Below are 20,040 nucleotides of genomic sequence, written 5' to 3' on the forward strand. Positions count from 1 at the left end.
GCTTCAACCGCACCCTGGCGCAGGAGTGGGCCTACCGGCAGCCTTTCACCAGCAACATCCAGCGCACCACGGCCCTGAGTCCCTGGCTGATCCACTACAACACCACCCGAGCCCACTCCGCCCTGGCTGGGCAGCCCCCGACCAGCCGCCTGTCACCAACGTGATGGCCGAGTACACCTAGCGCACGGGACCGCCGCGGCCGCTACGGCGCGCCCAGCAGCGAGCGCAGTTCCGCCTCGGCGTCCGGGACGCTGAGGAACATCAGGTGGTCCCCGGCCTCCAGCACGTCGTCGGGCGTCGGTGCGATCGGCCGGTCGGCGCGCACGATGGCGACGAGGACGGCGTCCGCCGGCAGCGGCAGCCCGCCCACGGTGCGCCCCACCACGGGGCTGGCGGGGTCCAGGGTGTACTCGGCCATCGAGGTGCTGCTCTGCTGGAAGGTGAACAGGCGCACCAGCTCACCGACGCTGACGGCCTCCTCGACCAGCGCCGTCATCAGGCGCGGCGTGGACACGGCGACGTCCACGCCCCACGCCTCGTCGAACAGCCACTCGTTCTTGGGGTTGTTCACCCGGGCCACGGTGCGCGGCACGCCGTACTCGGTCTTGGCCAGCAGCGAGACCACGAGGTTGGCCTTGTCGTCGCCGGTGGCGGCGACCACGACGTCGCAGTCGGTCAGCTCCGCCTCGTTCAGGCTGGAGATCTCGCAGGCGTCGGCCAGCAGCCACTGCGCGTCGGGGACGCTGGAGATCTTCATGGCGGCGGGGGAGCGGTCCACCAGCAGCACGCGGTGCGAGTTGGCCAGCAGCTCGCGGGCGATGGAGCGCCCGACGATGCCTGCACCGGCGATGACGACGCGCATCAGGCCCCCTCCTCCGGTGCCGCGGCGAGCACGGCGGCGGCCGCGGCGGTGCGCTCCTCGGCGACGACCACGTGCACCAGGTCGCCCTCCTGGTGGACCATCCCGCGCACGGGCACGACGCCCTGGCCGAGGCGGGTCACGTACGCCACGCGCACGCCGGCGGCGGCCTCGAGGGTGTGCAGGGGCCGGCCGATCCACGCCTCGTGCACGGGGGCCTCGACCATGACCACGTGCCCGCTGGCGTCGCGGAACTCGCTCAGGGCGCCCTCGGGCACCAGCCGGCGCAGGACCTGGTCGGCGGTCCAGCGCACCGTGGCGATGGTGGGGATGCCCAGGCGCTGGTACACCTCGGCCCGGCCGGGGTCGTAGATGCGCGCCACGACGGTCTGCACGTCGAACTTCTCCCGCGCCACGCGGGCGGCGAGGATGTTGGAGTTGTCGCCGGAGGAGACGGCGGCGAAGGCGTCGGCCTGGTGGATGCCGGCTTCCACGAGGGTGTCGTGGTCGAAGCCCACGCCGGTGATGCGCCGCCCGCTGAACGAGGCGCCCAGCCGGCGGAAGGCGTCGGCGTCCTGGTCGACCACGGCCACGCTGTGACCGCGGTGCTCCACGGTGAGGGCCAGGGTGGAGCCGACGCGGCCACACCCCATGATCACGAAGTGCACGACCCCTCCGGTGCGTCCTGTGCGGGCGGGAGCGCCGGCGTCTCCGGCGGTCCTCCCCGGGCCGCGACGCTACCGCCTCGGGGCGGCGCCCGCTCCCGTGCCCACCGCCGTGCCCGCCGCCGTGCCCGCAGGGGGTCGCAGCGGGCATACCATCGGCGGACGTGCCTTCTGTGACGGACGCGGTCAAGCGCGTGCTCGTCGGCCGGCCGTTCCGCAGCGAGCGCCTGTCCGAGACTCTGCTGCGCAAGCGCGTCGCGCTGCCGGTCTTCGCCTCCGACGCCCTCAGCTCGGTGGCCTACGCCCCGGACGAGATCTTCCTGACCCTGTCGATCGCGGGGATCGCCGCCTACGCGATCTCGCCCTGGGTGGGGGCGGCGGTGGTCCTGGTGATGCTCGTCGTGGTCGCCTCCTACCGGCAGAACGTGCACGCCTACCCGTCCGGGGGCGGTGACTACGAGGTCGCCACGGTCAACCTGGGCCCGAGCGCGGGCCTGACGGTGGGCAGCGCGCTGCTGGTGGACTACGTGCTGACGGTGGCGGTGTCGATCTCCTCCGGTGCGCAGTACGCGGCCACCGCCATCCCCGTCCTGCGCGGGCACGAGGCCCTGCTGGCCAGCGCGCTGGTGCTGCTGCTGATGACGGTGAACCTGCGCGGCATCCGCGAGAGCGGCACGGCGTTCGCCGTGCCGACGTACATCTTCATGTTCTCGATCATCGGCATGGCCCTGTGGGGCTTCGGGCGCGCCGCGTTCGGGGACCTGCCGCAGGCGCCCAGCGCCGACCTGGAACTGACGGCCGAGCACGACATCTCCGGCGGGCTGACGAGCCTGGCGGGGGCGTTCCTGATCCTGCGGGCGTTCTCCTCCGGCGCCGCGGCGCTGACGGGCGTGGAGGCCATCAGCAACGGCGTGCCGGCCTTCCGCAAGCCGAAGAGCCGCAACGCGGCGACGACGCTGCTGCTGCTGGGCACCATCAGCGTCAGCATGCTCGTGAGCATCATCGCGCTGACGAACATGACGCACGTGCGCTTCGCGGAGGACCCCGCCACCCAGCTGCTGCGCGACGGGGTGCCGGTGGGCGAGGACTACGTCCAGGACCCGATCATCGGCCAGCTCGCCGCCACGATCTTCGACCACTTCACGATCGCCTTCTACCTGGTGACCGCCGCCACCGGCGTCATCCTGGTGCTGGCCGCGAACACGGCCTTCAACGGGTTCCCGGTGCTGGCCTCGATCCTGGCGCGCGACGGGTACCTGCCCAAGCAGCTGCACACCCGCGGCGACCGCCTGGCCTTCTCCAACGGCATCATCGCCCTGGCCGGTGCGGCGGTCGTCCTGATCATCGCCTTCGACGCGCAGGTCACCCGGCTCATCCAGCTGTACGTCGTGGGCGTCTTCGTCTCCTTCACCATGAGCCAGACCGGCATGGTCCGGCACTGGACGCGGCACCTGCGCACCGAGACCGACCCCGCCGCCCGGGCGCGGATGAAGCGCTCGCGGGTCATCAACGCGATCGGCCTGGCCCTGACGGGGCTGGTGCTGGTCATCGTCCTGCTGACGAAGTTCACGCAGGGCGCCTGGATCGCGATCCTCGCCATGGTGGTGCTCTTCGCCAACATGAGGCTGATCCGGCGCCACTACACCTCCGTGTCCCGGGAGCTGGAGATCACCGAGGGCGCCGGGGCCAAGGCGCTGCCCACGGGCGTGCGCAGCGTGGTGCTGGTCTCCAAGCTGCACAAGCCGACGCTGCGGGCGCTGGCGTTCGCGCGGGCCGCGCGGCCCACCGACCTGCAGGCGGTCACGGTCGCGGTGGACCCGGAGGAGACCGCGGCGCTGCGGGCGCGCTGGGAGGAGCTGGGGCTGCCGATCCCGCTGACGGTGCTGGACTCCCCGTACCGGGAGGTCACCCGGCCCGTCATCGAGCACGTCAAGGCGCTGCGCGCGCGCCACCCCCGCGACCTGGTCACGGTGTACGTGCCCGAGTACGTCGTGGGGCACTGGTGGGAGACGCTGCTGCACAACCAGTCGGCGCTGCGCCTGCGGGCGCGGCTGAGGTACACCCCGGGAGTGATGGTGGCGAGCGTGCCGTGGCAGCTGAGCAGTTCGGAGGGCATGGAGGACCGCGTGGAGCGGGCGGCGCCGGGGCTGGTGCGCCGCGGGACGTTCGGTCCGGCCCCGGCCGGTGCCGACGTGCCCGTCGCCGACCCGCGGGGCCCGTCCGGCCCCGTCGGCGACGAGCGCGAGGGGGCCCGGTGAGCCGCTCCGCACGCCCGGCCGCTCCCGGTGCGAGCCGGCGCCGCCGCACCCGCGAGGCGCCCGACCGGGGCGTGGACCGCGCCGGCGCCGAGTTCGAGGTCGAGGTGGGCCCCGTCGCGCACGGCGGGCACTGCGTGGCCCGGCACGAGGGCCGGGTCGTTTTCGTGCGCCACGCGCTGCCCGGTGAGCGGGTGCTGGCCCGCGTCACGGAGGGCTCGGACGGCTCGAGGTTCTGGCGCGCGGACGCGGTGCGGGTGCTCGAGGCCGACGCCGACCGCGTGGAGCAGCCGTGCCCGGTGGCGAAGCCGGGGCTGTGCGGGGGCTGCGACTTCCAGCACGTGGCGCTGCCGCGGCAGCGGGCGCTGAAGGCGCAGGTGGTGGCCGAGCAGCTGCACCGGCTGGCCGGCCTGGACCTGGCCGTCGAGGTCGAGGAGGTCCCGCTGCCCGCCGGTGCCGCGCAGCCGGAGCACCCGGGCCTGCGCTGGCGCACCCGCACGCAGTTCGCCGTCGACGCCGAGGGCCGCACCGGGCTGCGCGGGCACCGCTCGCACGACGTGGTGCCGCTGGAGGACTGCCCGATCTCCACCCGAGCCGTCGCCGGCAGCGGTGTGCTGGGCCAGCGCTTCGGCAACGTCGAGACCGTGGAGGTGGCGGCCGGCTCGGACGGCGGCGACCCGCTGGTCGTGGTGACGCCGAGCGAGGGCGCCCGCGCGCACCTGCCGAAGCTGCCCGGGGCCTCGGTGGCGGTGCGCACCCCCGAGGGCGTGCACCGCGTGAGCGGGCGCACCTGGGTCGGTGAGCGGGTGCCGGTGCGCGGGCGGGAGCTGGCGTTCCGCGTCAGCGGTGCCGGCTTCTGGCAGGTGCACGCCGGCGCGGGCGCCGCGCTGACGGAGGCGGTCCTGCGGGCGCTGGAGCCCCGCCCGGGGGAGCGCGCGGTGGACCTGTACGCCGGTGCGGGCCTCTTCACCGCCGTCCTGGCCGACGCGGTGGGCGCGGGGGGCTCGGTGCTGGCGGTGGAGGGCGAGGAGCGCGCCGTGCGCGACGCCCGGCGCTCCCTGCACGGCTCCGAGCAGGTGGAGCTGTGGGAGGGGCGCGTCGAGGAGGCGCTGGCCGACCCGGAGCTGCCCGGTCCCGGCGTGGACGTCGTCGTGCTGGACCCGCCGCGCTCGGGGGCCGGGCGCGAGGCGGTGGAGGGCATCGCGGCGCTGGGACCGCGGGCGGTGGCGTACGTGGCGTGCGACCCCGCGGCGCTGGCGCGGGACCTGGCGGTCTTCGCCGAGCGGGGGTACGTCCTGGACGGCCTGCGCGCCTTCGACCTCTTCCCCATGACGCACCACGTGGAGTGCGTGGCCCGGCTGGTGCCCGCCGCCTGAGCACGGCGCGCGCGGTACCGGCGGGCCGGGACGGGCAGTGGTATCTTGACGTCGAGATAAATGGTCGGCGAACACGGTGGGCCGCCGCCCCGGCGGGACGGGAGCGGTGGCAGCATCGTGCGCGACGCGCACGACCCGCGACGACGGTGAAGCGGACGACGAGTGAGGAGCTCACGGTGAGCAGCCAGAACAGCTTCCAAGCCAAGGCTACCCTAACAGCAGCCGGCACGGAGTACACGATCTTCCGCCTCGCGGCGGTCGAGGGGGCGGACAAGCTCCCCTTCAGCCTCAAGGTGCTGCTGGAGAACCTGCTGCGCACCGAGGACGGCGCGAACATCACCGCCGACCACATCCGGGCGCTCGCCGGCTGGGACCCCGACGCCGAGCCGGACACCGAGATCCAGTTCACGCCCGCCCGCGTGCTCATGCAGGACTTCACCGGCGTGCCCTGCATCGTCGACCTGGCCACCATGCGCGAGGCCGTGGGCGCCCTCGGCGGCGACCCCACGAAGATCAACCCCCTCTCGCCGGCCGAGATGGTCATCGACCACTCCGTCATCGCCGACGTCTTCGGCCGCCCCGACGCGTTCGAGCAGAACGTCGACCTGGAGTACGGCCGCAACCGCGAGCGCTACCAGTTCCTGCGCTGGGGCCAGACCGCCTTCGACGACTTCAAGGTCGTCCCGCCGGGCACCGGCATCGTGCACCAGGTGAACATCGAGCACCTGGCGCGCGTGGTCTTCCCCCGCCAGGTGGACGGCGAGCTCCAGGCCTACCCCGACACCCTCGTCGGCACCGACTCGCACACCACGATGGTCAACGGCCTCGGTGTGCTCGGCTGGGGCGTCGGCGGCATCGAGGCCGAGGCCGCCATGCTCGGCCAGCCCGTGTCGATGCTCATCCCGCGCGTGGTCGGTTTCAAGCTGTCCGGCTCCATCCCGGCCGGCGCCACCGCCACCGACGTCGTGCTGACGATCACCGAGATGCTGCGTCGGCACGGGGTCGTCGGCAAGTTCGTGGAGTTCTACGGCGAGGGTGTCGGTGCGGTCCCGCTGGCCAACCGCGCCACCATCGGCAACATGAGTCCCGAGTTCGGCTCCACCGCGGCGATCTTCCCGATCGACGACGTCACGCTGGACTACCTGCGCCTGACCGGCCGCAGCGAGGAGCAGGTCGCCCTCGTCGAGGCCTACACCAAGGAGCAGGGCCTCTGGCACGACCCCTCCCGCGAGGCGAAGTACTCCGAGTACCTCGAGCTGGACCTGTCCACGGTCGTGCCCAGCATCGCCGGCCCGAAGCGCCCGCAGGACCGCATCGAGCTGACCGGCGCGAAGGAGGCGTTCCGCGCCGCGCTGGCCGACTACGTCACCGCGGACGTCACCGGCGCGGACGAGCGCAAGCCCGGGGTGCCGCAGAACGCGCAGCCGTACGGGGTCGTCGGTGCCGCCGACGAGGCGTCCGCGGAGTCCTTCCCCGCCAGCGACCCGCCCGCCACCAGCGGCGGCGACGCCGAGGACGCGCCGGAACCGGCGCACGCGCCCGTCACCGACCGACCCTCCAAGCGCGTGCCCGTGACCATGGCCGACGGCACGCAGACCGAGATCGACCACGGCGCCGTCGCGATCGCCTCGATCACGAGCTGCACCAACACCTCCAACCCGTCGGTCATGATCGCCGCGGCGCTGCTGGCGAAGAACGCCGTGGAGAAGGGCCTGACCCGCAAGCCCTGGGTGAAGACCTCCCTCGCGCCCGGTTCCAAGGTCGTCACCGACTACTACGAGAAGGCGGGCCTGACCCCGTACCTGGAGAAGCTCGGCTTCCACCTCGTCGGGTACGGCTGCGTCACCTGCATCGGCAACTCCGGTCCGCTGCCGGAGGAGATCTCCGCGGCGATCCAGGAGAACGACCTGGCGGTGACCGCGGTCCTGTCCGGCAACCGCAACTTCGAGGGCCGGATCAACCCGGACGTGAAGATGAACTACCTCGCGTCCCCGCCGCTGGTCATCGCGTACGCGATCGCCGGCACCATGGACTGGGACGTCGAGAACGACCCGATCGGCCAGGACGAGGCGGGGAACGACGTGTTCCTGCGCGACATCTGGCCCGACGCCGCCGAGGTCGAGCGGGTCATCGGCGAGGCCATCAGCAAGGACATGTTCGTCAAGGACTACGCGGACGTCTTCGCCGGCGACGAGCGCTGGCAGGGCCTGTCGACCCCCGAGGGCGACACCTTCGCGTGGGACCCGGAGTCGACCTACGTGCGCAAGCCCCCGTACTTCGAGGGCATGCAGGCCGAGCCGTCCCCCGTGACGGACATCTCCGGCGCGCGGGTCCTGGCGCTGCTGGGCGACTCGGTGACCACCGACCACATCTCGCCCGCCGGCTCGATCAAGCCCGACAGCCCCGCCGGCACGTACCTGTCCGAGCACGGCGTGGAACGCAAGGACTTCAACTCGTACGGCTCGCGCCGCGGCAACCACGAGGTGATGATCCGCGGCACCTTCGCCAACATCCGGCTGAAGAACCTGCTGCTGGACGGCGTCTCGGGCGGCTTCACCCGCGACTTCACCCGCGGCGGCGAGCAGACGTCGATCTACGACGCGGCGCAGCACTACGCCGAGCAGGGCACCCCGCTCGTGGTGCTGGGCGGCAAGGAGTACGGCTCCGGCTCTTCGCGCGACTGGGCGGCCAAGGGCACCGCGCTGCTCGGCGTGAAGGCCGTCATCACCGAGAGCTTCGAGCGCATCCACCGCTCGAACCTCATCGGCATGGGCGTCGTGCCGCTGCAGTTCCCGGCGGGCCAGAGCGCCGACTCCCTCGGCCTGGACGGCACGGAGACGTTCGACATCTCCGGCCTCACCGAGCTCAACGAGGGCCGTACGCCGCGCACCGTGAAGGTCACCGCCACCAAGGAGGACGGCTCCACGGTCGAGTTCGACGCCGTGGTGCGCATCGACACCCCCGGCGAGGCGGACTACTTCCGCAACGGCGGCATCCTGCAGTACGTGCTGCGCTCGCTGACGAACGCCTGACGCCGGCGGCGCGACGCGGAGGGCGGTCACCCCGGCGGGGTGGCCGCCCTCCGCCGTGCGCGGACGGTGGCGACCTCACTCGCGCGGGTGCACCCGAGGGGTCAACCCGGGGGCGCTGCGTGCCGATGGGCATCGTGGTGCGGCACCGACCGGGTGCCGCTGCGAGGACGGGGCGACGCGTGTTCGACGAGGTGTGGCGCAGCCAGGGCGAGGACGTCGCCCCCGGGGTGGCCGCCGCACTCCTGCACCTGGCCGCCGCGGGCGACCAGCCCGTCCTCGTCGTCTCCCGCCCCCGTCCGCCCGAGGCGCCCGAACGGCCCCGCGTGCGCTGGGCCAACGCCACCCTCGCGGCCGTGCTCGGCGTCACCCCGGGCGACCTGGTCGACCTGGCCGTGAGCCGGGTCCTGCGCGGCGCCGACGCCCCCGGGGCGCTGGTGCGCGAGCGCTGCACCCGCTTCCCCGTCGAGGCCGTCACCTCCACCGGTGAGGTGCGCGCCACCGAGGTGGCCGCCTGGCCGGTGCCCGAGCGGGTCACCGGCTTCGGGGCGGTCTCCGAGCGCCTGCACGTCGGCGCGGCGCTGGCCGCCGAGGACCACTGGGTGCTGCAGCTCGTCAGCCCCGACGACGAGCGCTCCCGCGCGGCGCTGCGCGCGGCCGAGGAGCGCTTCGCCACCCTCGCGCAGGACTCCCCGGTGCCCACCCTCGTCTCCGACGTGGGGGCGCGCCTGTCCCGCGTGAACGACGCCTTCGCCGCGCTGCTGGGCGTCCCGGCGGGACAGCTGTGCGGCACCGGCTGGCTCGCGCACGTCCTGGACGAGGAGCGCGCCCGCGTGGCGCAGGCCGTCGCCGACGTCCTCGCGGGGGAGCGCGTCACCTTCGACACCCGCCTGCGCACCGCAGCCGGCCTGGTCCGCTGGGTCACGGTGCGGTTGGCGCCCAGCCGCACCCCCGGGTACGGCGCCGGTTTCGTCGGCACCGTCGAGGACGTCACCGACCGGCGCGCCCGGGAGAACCGGCTGGCCTACCAGGCCCAGCACGACCTGCTGACGGGGCTGCCGAACCGCCTGGCGCTGCTGGAGCACCTGGGCGAGCTGCTGCCGGACGGCCTGTGCCCCGACGCGGTGCCCGCCGCACCCGTCCCGCCGCCGCTGACGGCGCCCGTGGGGGTGCTCATGGTGGACCTGGACGACTTCAAGACCGTCAACGACGGGCTGGGCCCCGAGGCCGGCGACGCGGTGCTGGTCGAGGTCGCCCGGCGCCTGGTGCGCACGGTCCGCGCCGGCGACCTCGTCTCGCGCCCCGGCGGGGACGAGTTCGTCCTCGTGTGCCACGACCTGCCCGACGAGGCGGCGGTGGAGGCCACCGCCCGCCGGGTGCTGGACGCGCTGGTGCCGCCGGTGGAGGTCAACGGGCTGCGCCTGCGGGTCGGCGCCAGCGTCGGCGTCGTCATGCTCACCGGCGGGCCCGGTGGTGCCGAGGAGGTCGTGCGCGACGTCGGCATCGCCACCCACGAGGCCAAGGCCGCCGGTGGCGGGCGCTGGGCGCTGCTGGACGAGGAGGTGCGCCAGCGCGCCCGCCGCTCCCTGCGCCTGGTCGCCGACCTGCGCGAGGCCCTGGCGCACGGCACCCTCGACGTGCACTACCAGCCGGTCGTGCGCCCCGGCACGCCCACCCGCCCCGCCGCGCAACTGCTGTCGGTGGAGGCGCTGGCCCGCTGGCGCCACCCCGAGCTGGGCCCGATCGACCCGGCCACGTTCATCGAGGTCGCCGAGCGCGCCAACCTGGTGCCGGTGCTCGACGCGCACGTGCTGGCCGTGGCGTGCCGCGACCTGGCCACCTGGCGCACCGAGGCGGCGGCCGCGGGCCTGCCGCACGTGCCGCGCCGGGTGGCGGTGAACGTCTCGGCGGTCAGCCTGTCCGCCGACGGCTTCGCCGAGGGCGTGCGCCGCACCGTCGCCGCCGCGGGCCTGCAGCTGGACGACGTGTGCCTGGAGGTCACCGAGACCGCCCTGGCCAGCGACCTGCGCGCCTGCCGAGCGGTCCTGGAGGAGCTGCGCCGCGACGGGGCCCGGGTCGCCATCGACGACTTCGGCACCGGCTACTCCTCGCTGGCCTACCTGGTGGACCTGCCCGCCGACCACCTGAAGGTGGACCGCTCGTTCGTGCGAGACCTGCGCGGCGGGCGCGCTGCCTCCGGGGGCGCGCGCGGCGGCCCGGCGCGCGCCGTGGCCGCGGCCGTGGTGTCCCTGGCCCGGACCCTGGGCCTCGACGTGGTCGCCGAGGGCGTGGAGACGCACGAGCAGAACGCCGTGCTGGTGGAACTGGGTTGCGAGGCGGTGCAGGGCTACCTGTACGCGCGGCCCATGAGCAGGGAGGACCTGTGGCGCGTGCTCTGCGACGGCGGCACCCTGGCCCCGCAGCAGGCCGGGCTGCCCGCCCCGCGGCAGGTGCCGGCGTGAACGCGCTGCGCCCGCGCCCCGGCGCCCCGGCCGCGCCCCCGCCCGCGCCCACCGCGCCGGGCACGTCGGCGGGTGCGTCGGCGGGCACGTCGGCCGTGCCCGCGGGGGCCGTGGACGTGCTGGGCCGCATCAGCGCGGCCCTGGACGACCTTCCGTCGCACCGACCGGTCGCCGCGCGCGTCATCGCCCAGGCCGACGACCACCGCTCCGACGCGCGCTCGCTGGGGCAGACCCTCAGCTTCGACCCGGCGCTGACCGCCCGGGTGCTGCGCCTGGCGAACTCGGCGTACTTCGGGCTCAGCGGCCGCGTGTCCGCCCCGGCGTTCGCCGTCACCGTCGTCGGCTTCTCCACCGTGCGCAGCCTGGCGGTGACCGCGGTGGCCGGCCTGGAGGAGGTGCCCGAGGCCCTGGCGGGCTTCTGGGAGCGCAGCGTCCTGACGGCCGTCGCCGCCGGTGAGGTCGCCGGCCGGCTCGGGGTGAAGGCGCCCGACGCGTTCAGCCTGGGCCTGCTGGCCCGGCTGGGCCAGGCGCTGCTGGTGCGCTGCGACCCGGAGCGCTACCCCGCCCTGCTGGCCGCGGCCGAGGACCGCGAGGGCCTGCTGGCCGCCGAGGTGCGCCTGTACGGCTCCAGCCACACCCGCGTCTCGGCCGAGGCGCTGGCCGCGTGGTCGTTCCCCGACGACCTGCCCACGGCCCTGGCCCAGGTGGACGCGCCCGGGTGGGCGTCGCCGCTGGCGGTCTGCGTGCGCCTGGGCGTGGAGCTGTCCGAGCGGCTGCAGGACCCCGCCCGCACCCCCCGGCCCGCCGGCCACCTCAGCGGCGGGCGCGTGGACGACGCCGAGCTGGACGCCCTGCGCGGGCGCGTGCAGCAGGTCGCCGCGGAGATGCTGCACCTGCTGGCGGCCTGAACCCGCCGGGGCCGGTGGGCCCCGCCGCGCACGCACCGGCGGCGGCGGGCAGGATGGCCCCCGTGTGCGAGGCGACCCCCGATGCTGAGATCACCCTGCCTGATCACGAGCACTCGGCGCGGCGGGCCCGCACGTTCCTGAGCGAGGCCTACTGCGCGGTCCACCACGCCCGAGTGCTCGACGAGGCGCAGCTGCTGGTCTCGGAGCTGGTGACCAACGCGGTGCGCCACGGGGGACCGCCCGTGCGGGTGCGGGTGCACTGCGACGGCACCGCCGGCCTGCAGGTCTCCGTCTCCGACGGCGACCCCCGCCCGCCGGTGCGCCGCGACGCCGCCCCCGAGGCGGAGGGCGGGCGCGGGGTGGCCCTGGTCGACATCCTCTCCGACCGCTGGGGAGTGGACCGCGTCGACTCCGGCAAGACCGTCTGGTTCGTGCTGTCGTGACCCCCGCCGGGTCCGGAGCTCGGCGCACCCGGGCCCGCACCGCGCTGCGGCTGCTCACCCCCGCCGACGCCGCCCCCCTGGCGCGGCTGCTGGTGGGCGACCGGGAGTTCCTGGCGCCCTTCGAACCCGAGCGCGAGGACGGCTACGAGACCGAGGCGGGGCAGGCCGCCCTCATCGAGCACCTGCTCGCCGAGCACGCCGCGGGCCGCGTGGTGCCGTTCGCCATCGTCCACGACGGCGAGCTGGTGGGCAGGAGCACCATCACCGAGGTGGTCCGCGGCCCGTTCCAGTCCGGGAACCTGGGGTACTTCGTGGCGCAGGCGGTCAACGGCCGCGGCGTGGCGACGCAGGCGGTCGCCCGCACCGTGGAGGCGGCCTTCGGGGAGCTGGGCCTGCACCGCCTGCAGGCCGGGACCCTGCTGTCGAACTCCGCCTCGCAGGCCGTCCTGCAGCGCAACGGGTTCGAGCGCATCGGGGTCGCCCGCTCGTACCTGCGCATCGCCGGGCGCTGGCAGGACCACGTGCTCTACCAGCGCACCGCCTGACGCACCGCTTCACGGGGTCCCGGCCGTGCGTCGGACCAGCTCCGCCCACCCGTCGCCGAGGCGCCCGGTGCCCGGCCCCCGCACGCCGGCCAGGTGCGCCGACAGCGGTGCCTCCAGGCAGGCCAGCAGGTAGAACGCCAGGACGTCCAGGTCGCCGGGTGTCCCGGCGGCGCGCAGCAGGACCCGCAGGTGGGTTCGGGCGAAGCCGGACGCCGGGCTCGATCCGCCGCGCAGGTCCGCCTCCGCGGCCCGCAGCAGGTCCCCGCGCTCGGCCAGGAAGCGCAGGCGGTGCCGGCCGAAGGCCTCGAGGCGTTCGAGCGGGTCGGCGCCGGGCCCCAGCGGTGGCGGCCCGGACAGGACCTCCTGCTGGAAGGACCGCTCGAACTCGTCGAGCAGGGCGGTGAACAGCCCCGCGCGCGAGCCGAAGCGGCGGAAGACCGTGCCCTTGCCCACGCCGGCGCGGGCGGCCAGGCAGTCCATGCTGAAACCCACCACGCCCACCTCCTCGACGAGCTCGCGCGCCGCGCAGAGCAGGGCCTCGCGGTTGCGGGAGGCGTCCGCCCGCACCGGGGCGGCGGTGGGGCCGAGCACCGGCAGGGGGCGCGTCACACCGCGAGGGTAGGCCCGCGGGCCGGTTCCGCGAGCGGGGTCACGCAGGTGGGGGGTGGCGGCGCTCGCCCGGAGCGGACTACAGTCCGGGAACAAGCGGACCACGGTCCGCATTGACGACGACGTGTCGCGAGCCCCCGCGACCCACCCGCGACCCACCCCACCCCGAGGAGTTCCCCGTGACCGACGTCCTGGTCCTGGTCGGCAGCCTGCGCGCCGCCTCCGTCAACCGCAAGATCGCCGAGACCGCCGTCCAGCTGGCCCCCGAGGGCGCCCGGCTGAGCGTGTACGAGGGCCTGGGCGACCTGCCCTTCTACAACGAGGACGTCGACGTGGAGGGCTCGGTGCCGCCGGCCGCCGCCGCGCTGCGCGAGGCCGTCGCCGCCGCCGACGCCGTCCTCGTCGTCACCCCCGAGCACAACGGCACCATCCCGGCCGTGCTGAAGAACGCGGTGGACTGGGCCTCGCGCCCCTACGGCGCCAGCCCCCTGTCCGGCAAGCCGCTGGCCGTCGTCGGCAGCGCGTTCGGCCAGTACGGCGGCGTGTGGGCGCAGGACGACGCGCGCAAGGTGTTCGGCATCGCCGGTGCGAAGGTGCTGGCCGAGGCGACCATGGCGATCCCCGCCTCGGTGGTCCGCTTCGCCGAGCTGCACCCCAAGGACGACACCGAGGTCACCGAGAAGCTGACCACCGTGCTGCAGGCCCTCGTCGGCGCCACCGAGCCCGCGGCGGCCTGAGACCCCCGCCGCGCTGCTGCGCGGGGCCGCCGGGTCACCGCAGGACCTCGACGTCGGCACCCAGCGCGCGCAGCAGCACGGGCGGGTCGCTCCGTGAGGGCCGCACCAGGCGCTCGGCCCGCGGGCGCTCCGCCCGCCGGCCGCGGGGGCGCACCGCCTCGACGGGCCGCGACGCCGCGCAGGGGGCACCCTGGGTCCCGATGGACCCCACCCTGTCGACGCTCGCGGTGCCGCTCCCGCGCGCGGCGTGGACGCAGCGGCGCGCTCGCGCCGGCCGGGGTGCGCGGTGAAGCTCCCCGCGCTCGCCCGGCGCGACGTCCTGGCCACCGAGCGGATGGACGCCCCCGACTGCGACCCGGCCGCCCTGGCGCGCACCTACGCGCGGTTCGGGATCGTCAACGCGCTCGTCGCCGGCTGGCAGGTGACGTACCTGCGGCACCTGCGGCCCCTGCTGCGCCGGGACCGGCCGGTCGACGTGCTGGACGTGGGGTGCGGGGGCGGGGACGTCGCGCGGGCCCTGGCGCGGTGGGCCCGGCGCGACGGGTACCGCCTGCGCGTGCTGGGCATCGACCCCGACGCGCGTGCGCACGCCTGGGCGACCGGCCGGCCCGCCGTGCCCGGGGTCAGCTTCCGCCGGGCGCTCAGCGCGGACCTCGTCGCCGAGGGGCGCCGCTTCGACGTGGTGCTCTCCAACCACCTGCTGCACCACCTGGGCGACGCGGAGTTCGCCGCCCTGCTGGCGGACTCGCGGCGACTGGCCCGCCTGCGGGTCCTGCACAGCGACATCGCCCGCAGCCGGTGGGCGTACGCGCTGTTCGCCGCCGCGGCCGTGCCGCTCGCCCCGGGCTCGTTCATCCGCGCGGACGGGCTGACGTCCATCCGGCGCAGCCGCACCGCCGCCGAGCTGCGCGCGGCGGTCCCGCCCGGCTGGCGCGTGGAACGTCCCTGGCCGGGCCGGAACCTGCTCGTGCACGAACCCCCGCACGGCCCCGGGCCCGGTCCGGCTCACGACGTGGCCGGGACCTGAGTGGAACCCCCGGGTGCCGCGGACGTGCGGCGGTGCGACGTCCTCGTGGTCGGCGGCGGGCCCGTCGGGCTGGTCCTGGGGGCGCTGCTGGCGCGCAGCGGCGTGGACGTGGCCGTCCTGGAACGCCGCAGCGCGCCGAGCACCCACTCACGCGCGATCGGCCTGCACCCGCCGGCCCTGGCCGTGCTGGAGGACCTCGGGCTGGCCGAGGCGGCCCTCGCGGAGGGCGTGCGGGTCGGGCGCGGCGTCGCGCGCAGCGGCGGGCGGCACCTGGGCGAGCTCGGCTTCGAGCGCGCCTGGCCGCGCACCCCGTTCGTGCTCACGCTGCCGCAGCACCGCACCGAGGCCCTGCTGGCCGCCCGGCTGGCCGACCTGGCACCCGGCGCCCTGCACCGCGGGCAGGAGGTCGTCGACGTCCACGAGCGGGGTGGGACCGTCCACGTCAGCGCCGTGGACCACCTCCCGGGACGGGTCGCCACCCCCGGTGCCGCACCGGCTCCCGCGCCCGCGCCACCGGCCGTGCGCACCTGGCGGGCGCGCGTGGTCGTGGGCGCCGACGGCGCGCGCAGCCGGGTGCGGGCGCTTGCCGGGGTCGACGTGGACGCGCGCCCCTACCCCGACACCTACCTGATGGGCGACGTCACCGACACGACCGCCGACGGGAGCGACGCCGCCATCCACCTGGAACCCGCCGGCGTGGTGGAGTCGTTCCCGCTGCCCGGGGGAGTGCGCCGCTGGGTCGTGCACACCGGGCGGGTGCCGGCCGAACCCCGCGCCGACGTGCTCGCCGCCCTCGTGGCCGAGCGCACCGGTGAGGTCCTCGACCCGGCCTCCAGCAGCATGGTCAGCGCGTTCACCGTGCGCCGGCGGCTGGCCCGGCGGCTGGTCGCGGGGCGCTGCGTCCTCATCGGTGACGCCGCGCACGAGATCAGCCCGATCGGTGGCCAGGGGATGACCCTGGGCTGGCTCGACGCGCAGGCCCTGGCGCCCCTGCTGGTGAGGTCCCTGCACGGCGGCGCCCCCGGTGCCGCGGACCTGCGGGCGCTTCCCGGGTTCCGGCGGTTCGAGCGCACCCGGACCCGCGCGGCGCGGTCGGCGGCCCGCCGCGCCGGGCTGAACACGGTGCTCGGCAGACCGCTCACCGGGGCGGGCGGTGCCGGCCGTGCGGTGCTCGTCCGGGTGCTCGTCCGGGTGCTGCTCGGAACCCCCCTGCGGCACCGCGCGGCTCGCGCGTTCACCATGCGGTGGGCCGGGGGCGGCGCGATCGGCGGTGCTCCCCTGGCCGGTGCGGCGCCGGAACCCTGACCCGCACGGGGCCGGCGCCCGCCTCAGCGCTCCGCGGGCACCTCGCGGTGGGCGTGCTCGCCGGTCCACACGCTCTCCGGCAGGTCGCCGGGCAGGTCCGGGTTGCCGACGGCGCGGAACACCGGGTCCCGCCCGGCGCGCACCTGGCGCTCGTAGTCCCGCAGCGTCCCCAGGGCCCACTTGCCCAGCAGCACGATCGCCACGAGGTTCACCAGCGCCATCAGGCCCATGGCGACGTCGGCGAGCGCCCAGACGGCCGCCAGTTCCAGCACCGCTCCGACGCCGACGACCGCCACCACGAGTGCCCGGAAGACGAACAGGCTCGCCGGCCGGGCCCGCAGGAAGGACATGTTCACCTCGGCGTACGCGTAGTTGCCCAGCACCGAGGAGAAGGCGAAGACGAAGACCAGCAGCGTCATCACCGGCGTCAGGGCGCTGCCGAGCTGGTCCGCGACGGCGGTCTGGGTGAGGGAGGCGCCCTCGACCTCGGCGCCCGGCTCGTACACCCGCGGGCCGGCCGAGAGGATGATGAACGCCGTCGCGGAGCAGATCACGATGGTGTCGACGAAGACCCCGAGGGACTGCACCAGGCCCTGCTTGACGGGGTGGCTCGTGGTGGCCGTCGCCGCGGCGTTCGGTGCGCTGCCCATCCCGGCCTCGTTGGAGAACAGGCCGCGCTTGGCGCCGTTGAGCAGCGCGGCGGCGAGCCCGCCGGTGATGCCGGCCGCGGCCTCGCCGACGCCGAAGGCGGCGGAGACGATCTGGCTCAGCACGCTCCCCAGCGCGGTGATGTTCAGGAGCACGATCACCAGGGCGAGCAGGACGTACGCCAGGGCCATGAAGGGGACCACGACCTCGGTGACGCGGGCGATGCGGCGCACCCCGCCGAAGACCACCAGCGCGGTCAGGACCACCAGCACCAGCGCGGTCCAGCCGGTGGGGACGCCGTGGCCCTCGGAGAGCACGGCGCTGATCGTGTTGGCCTGCACCATGTTGAACGAGAACCCGAACGTGAAGATCAGCAGGACGGCGAAGAGCACGCCACCGGCGCGCGACCTCAGGCCCCGTTCGATGTAGAAGGCGGGACCACCGCGGAAGCTCCCGTCCGCCGCGGGGACCTTGAAGACCTGCGCGAGGGTGGCCTCGACCAGGGCGGTGGTCATGCCGATCAGGGCCACCACCCACATCCAGAAGACGGCCCCGGGGCCGCCGAGGGTCAGCGCGATCGCCACGCCGGCGATGTTGCCAGTGCCGACCCGCGAGGCCAGGCCGATGGCGAACGCCTGGAAGGAGGAGATGCCCCCCTCCGCACCGCTGCGCGAGGAAGTGACCTGGCGCAGCATGCGACCGAACAGCCGGACCTGGGCGAGGCGGGTCCGGACCCCGAAGTAGAGGCCCACCCCGAGCAGCACGTACACCAGCACGTACGTCCACAGCACGTTCGAGACCGGGTCGATCAAGCTCTCCTGGATCCAGTCCATCCGTGCCTCCGCGGATCGGGGGGTGCTGTGCGGGCGTCGCGCCCTCCCGGCCCGGACCGGGTGGATCAGTATGTCCGCCCCCGTCGGCCCGTGCGATCCCGGCGGCTCGAGCCGCGCCCCGCGCTCCCGCGGTCGGTACGTTGCCCCCGTGAGCACCGAGCGACGCCCTGAGCTGCACACCGACCTGCTGGCCGCCCTGGCCGGGGACGGCGACGCCGCGCGGGCGGTGCGCGAACGGGCGAGCACCCCGCCCGCCACCCCGCCAGCCACCCCGTCCGGCGGTCCCGGCGAACCGCTGGTGCCGGCGGCGACGTCCGCGCACCGCCGCGCCGTCGCCGCAGCCCTCAGCGGCGCCCCGGTCCTGGTCGACGCCCCCACCGGCGCCGGCGCCCTCGTCGCCGAGCTGCTCGTCGCGCTCGCGGCCGACGGGCGGCGGGTCCTGCACCTCGCCGACCCCGCCGGCACGGTCGCGGTCCGCGCCGAGCTCGCCGGGCTCGGTCTGGCCGGTCTCCTCGCCGACGAGGACACCGCCCCGCCGGCGCAGGTGCCGGACCCCGGTCAGGACGAGCCGCGCCGGCAGGAGCTGGCCGCCCGCCTGCACCGCCGCAGCACCGCGCTGCACACCCGCCCCGCGGACGGCGGCCCCACGCCCTTCGAGGCGCTCGCCGAGCTGAGCGGGCTGCGCACCGGCCACCTGCACCCCCCGCTCCTGCCCGGGGCGGCCACCTGGGACGAGCCGCGCCGCACCGAGGTCGCCGCCCTGCTCGCCGCCACCGCGCCCACCGGCCGCCCCGAGCACGCCGGGAGCGCACCGCCCACCGGCTCCGCCGCGGCATCCGGGGAACTGCTCAGCGCCCTGGAACCCCTGCCCGCCGCGCTCGAGGCCCTCACCGCCGCCACCGGCCGGCTGGCCGCCGAGCTGTCCTGGCGCCCCCTGCGCACCCTCGGCGACGCCGAGGCGGCCCTGGCACTCCTGGAGCGCGTCGAGGCCGCCCAGCGCACCTACCTCCCGCTGGCCCTGACCGCCGACCTGGACCAGGTGCGCGCCGTCCTCACGCAGCAGCAGCGCTCGTTCCTCAGCGCGGAGGAACGCACCCGCCGCCGCGAGGTCAAGCGCCTGGCCGCCCTGCGCCACGACGGGCGCTTCGGCCTGCGCGACGTCGAGGAGCTGGCGGACCTGCGCGGGGCGTGGGCCGAGCACGCCGCCGGCCCACCGCGCACCTGGCCCGAGCGGGCCCGGCTCGCCCAGCAGCTCGCCGAGGTGCGCCGCCTGCTGGCCGCCGCCTCCGCGGCGCTGCCCCCGCTGCCCGAGCCCGCCGAGCTGGAGCTCGCGCAGCTGGGCGACCTGGCCACCCGCGCCGACCGCGAGCGCTCGGCCGCGCAGGACGCCGACCGGCGCCGGCAGCTGTCCGCCCAGGGCCTGCAGGAGCTGGCCGACGCGGTCCCCGCGGGCGCGTCGGCGCAGGACGTCGCCCTGCTGGTGCGGGCCACCTGGTTGCGGGCCCGGGCCGACGCGGCGCTCGCCGACCTCGACGCGGCCGCCGACCGTCCCGGCGAGCTCGCCGCCGAGTTCCGCGAACTGGACCTGCGCCGCTCCCTGGCCGGTGCGCGACGCCTGCGCGACGCGCTCGCCGACCGCAGCGCGCCCCGCTGCCGCGTCACCGCCGGTCACCTGCCCGCCGGTGACGCGGCGGGGGAGGAGTTCGACGTCCTCCTCGTCGACGGTGCTCACCGGCGCCCGGCCGAGGACGTGCTGGCGCTGGCTCGGCGGGCGCGGCAGGTGGTCGCCGTCGGGACGGCCGCCGGCGCCGGCACGGGGGACGGGTCGGTCTGGAGCGCCCTGGCCGCGCTGCTGCCCGTCCAGGGGGCCGGGTGGCCGGCTGCACCCGAGGACGCGTCCGGCACCGCGCTGCGCGAGGCCGTCGCCGCGTCCCTGCGCGCCGCCGGGCTGACCGTGACCACCGGGCGCGAGGTCGCCGGGTACCCGGTGGACCTGCTGGTCGAGTCGCCCGCGCAGCCGGGTGAGCCGGTGCTGGCCGTGGACCTGGACGGGGCCGCGCACCACGCCCTGCCGACGGTGCGCGACCGCGAGGTCGCCCGGGGCGAGCAGTTGCAGGACGCCGGGCTGGCGCCGCACCGGGTGTGGAGCGGTGCGTGGTTCCGCGACCCGCGCGGCGAGGTGCAGCGCGTCGTCGAGGCGTTGCGGGGCGTGGAAGAGGCCGAGCGCGCCGCTCGAGAAGAGGCCGAGCGCGCCGCTCGAGAAGAGGCCGAGCGCGCCGCTCGAGAAGAGGCCGAGCGCGCCGCTCGAGAAGAGGCCGAGCGCGCCGCTCGAGAAGAGG

The 20,040-nt window shown here is 75.8% G+C and carries 16 protein-coding genes and 1 pseudogene; 12 read left to right on the forward strand and 5 right to left on the reverse strand.

The features are described 5' to 3' along the window. On the forward strand, positions 1 to 164 hold a 164-nt coding region (locus ACRYM0_RS15665), incomplete at its 5' end, for an integrase core domain-containing protein (protein ID WP_432506670.1). Between the two features lie 38 nt (positions 165 to 202). On the opposite strand, the gene ACRYM0_RS15670 is transcribed toward ACRYM0_RS15665, so the two are convergent. Together ACRYM0_RS15670 and ACRYM0_RS15675 are read right to left on the reverse strand one after the other, a co-directional pair. Beyond that, positions 203 to 862, reverse strand: a complete 660-nt coding sequence (locus ACRYM0_RS15670; RefSeq protein WP_432506642.1) for a potassium channel family protein — start codon at positions 860 to 862, stop codon at positions 203 to 205. Continuing rightward, the gene (locus ACRYM0_RS15675) at positions 862 to 1,527 is read right to left on the reverse strand and encodes a potassium channel family protein (RefSeq protein WP_432506644.1); all 666 of its coding nucleotides are present in this window, start codon (positions 1,525 to 1,527) and stop codon (positions 862 to 864) included. Before ACRYM0_RS15675 ends, ACRYM0_RS15670 begins: the two co-directional genes overlap by 1 nt. A gap of 161 nt (positions 1,528 to 1,688) precedes the next feature. On the opposite strand from ACRYM0_RS15675, the gene ACRYM0_RS15680 reads away from it, so the two are divergent. The 7 genes from ACRYM0_RS15680 (at position 1,689) to ACRYM0_RS15710 (ending at position 12,542) form a co-directional block, all read left to right on the forward strand. Beyond that, positions 1,689 to 3,782, forward strand: a complete 2,094-nt coding sequence (locus ACRYM0_RS15680) for an APC family permease (RefSeq protein WP_432506646.1) — start codon at positions 1,689 to 1,691, stop codon at positions 3,780 to 3,782. After that, a complete protein-coding gene (locus tag ACRYM0_RS15685) occupies positions 3,779 to 5,155 on the forward strand; it encodes a class I SAM-dependent RNA methyltransferase (protein WP_432506648.1) in 1,377 nt (458 codons plus the stop codon). Before ACRYM0_RS15680 ends, ACRYM0_RS15685 begins: the two co-directional genes overlap by 4 nt. Positions 5,156 to 5,331: 176 nt before the next feature. Further along, positions 5,332 to 8,187 carry an aconitate hydratase gene (locus ACRYM0_RS15690; RefSeq protein ID WP_432506650.1) on the forward strand — a complete coding sequence of 952 codons (2,856 nt, stop codon included), beginning with the start codon at positions 5,332 to 5,334 and terminating at the stop codon, positions 8,185 to 8,187. A 179-nt stretch (positions 8,188 to 8,366) separates the two neighbouring features. Further along, positions 8,367 to 10,646: a putative bifunctional diguanylate cyclase/phosphodiesterase gene (locus ACRYM0_RS15695; RefSeq protein ID WP_432506652.1), complete on the forward strand. Its 2,280-nt coding sequence runs from the start codon at positions 8,367 to 8,369 to the stop codon at positions 10,644 to 10,646. Further along, positions 10,643 to 11,554 (forward strand): HDOD domain-containing protein, encoded by a 912-nt coding sequence (locus tag ACRYM0_RS15700; RefSeq protein WP_432506654.1) that lies wholly within the window; start codon positions 10,643 to 10,645, stop codon positions 11,552 to 11,554. Before ACRYM0_RS15695 ends, ACRYM0_RS15700 begins: the two co-directional genes overlap by 4 nt. Positions 11,555 to 11,607: 53 nt before the next feature. Then, positions 11,608 to 11,997: an ATP-binding protein gene (locus tag ACRYM0_RS15705; RefSeq protein ID WP_432506656.1), complete on the forward strand. Its 390-nt coding sequence runs from the start codon at positions 11,608 to 11,610 to the stop codon at positions 11,995 to 11,997. Beyond that, complete coding sequence (locus ACRYM0_RS15710; protein WP_432506657.1) at positions 11,994 to 12,542, forward strand: GNAT family N-acetyltransferase; 549 nt, start codon at positions 11,994 to 11,996, stop codon at positions 12,540 to 12,542. The genes ACRYM0_RS15705 and ACRYM0_RS15710 overlap by 4 nt, the downstream gene beginning before the upstream one ends. Positions 12,543 to 12,551: 9 nt before the next feature. On the opposite strand, the gene ACRYM0_RS15715 is transcribed toward ACRYM0_RS15710, so the two are convergent. Next, a complete protein-coding gene (locus ACRYM0_RS15715; protein WP_432506659.1) occupies positions 12,552 to 13,151 on the reverse strand; it encodes a TetR/AcrR family transcriptional regulator in 600 nt (199 codons plus the stop codon). 179 nt (positions 13,152 to 13,330) lie between these two features. Here ACRYM0_RS15715 and ACRYM0_RS15720 point away from each other — a divergent pair, with 179 nt between their 5' ends. Continuing rightward, on the forward strand, positions 13,331 to 13,888 hold the full coding sequence (locus ACRYM0_RS15720; protein ID WP_432506661.1) for an NAD(P)H-dependent oxidoreductase: 558 nt from the start codon (positions 13,331 to 13,333) through the stop codon (positions 13,886 to 13,888). 34 nt (positions 13,889 to 13,922) lie between these two features. Here ACRYM0_RS15720 and ACRYM0_RS15725 read toward each other — a convergent pair whose 3' ends face one another. After that, complete coding sequence (locus ACRYM0_RS15725; RefSeq protein ID WP_432506663.1) at positions 13,923 to 14,099, reverse strand: hypothetical protein; 177 nt, start codon at positions 14,097 to 14,099, stop codon at positions 13,923 to 13,925. A 75-nt stretch (positions 14,100 to 14,174) separates the two neighbouring features. Between ACRYM0_RS15725 and ACRYM0_RS15730 the strand changes: the two genes are divergently transcribed. Both ACRYM0_RS15730 and ACRYM0_RS15735 read left to right on the forward strand, forming a co-directional pair. Beyond that, positions 14,175 to 14,915, forward strand: a complete 741-nt coding sequence (locus ACRYM0_RS15730) for a methyltransferase domain-containing protein (RefSeq protein WP_432506664.1) — start codon at positions 14,175 to 14,177, stop codon at positions 14,913 to 14,915. Then, entirely contained in the window at positions 14,916 to 16,220 is a 1,305-nt protein-coding gene (locus tag ACRYM0_RS15735) for an FAD-dependent oxidoreductase (RefSeq protein ID WP_432506666.1), read from the forward strand. Positions 16,221 to 16,243: 23 nt separating this feature from the next. Here ACRYM0_RS15735 and ACRYM0_RS15740 read toward each other — a convergent pair whose 3' ends face one another. Continuing rightward, entirely contained in the window at positions 16,244 to 17,701 is a 1,458-nt protein-coding gene (locus tag ACRYM0_RS15740) for an alanine/glycine:cation symporter family protein (RefSeq protein WP_432506668.1), read from the reverse strand. Positions 17,702 to 17,849: 148 nt separating this feature from the next. On the opposite strand from ACRYM0_RS15740, the pseudogene ACRYM0_RS15745 reads away from it, so the two are divergent. Then, positions 17,850 to 20,040 (forward strand): annotated as a pseudogene (locus tag ACRYM0_RS15745) (hypothetical protein); the annotation flags it as partial.

This window comes from Kineococcus arenarius subsp. arenarius, from assembly GCF_050871845.1.
Taxonomy (GTDB): domain Bacteria; phylum Actinomycetota; class Actinomycetes; order Actinomycetales; family Kineococcaceae; genus Kineococcus.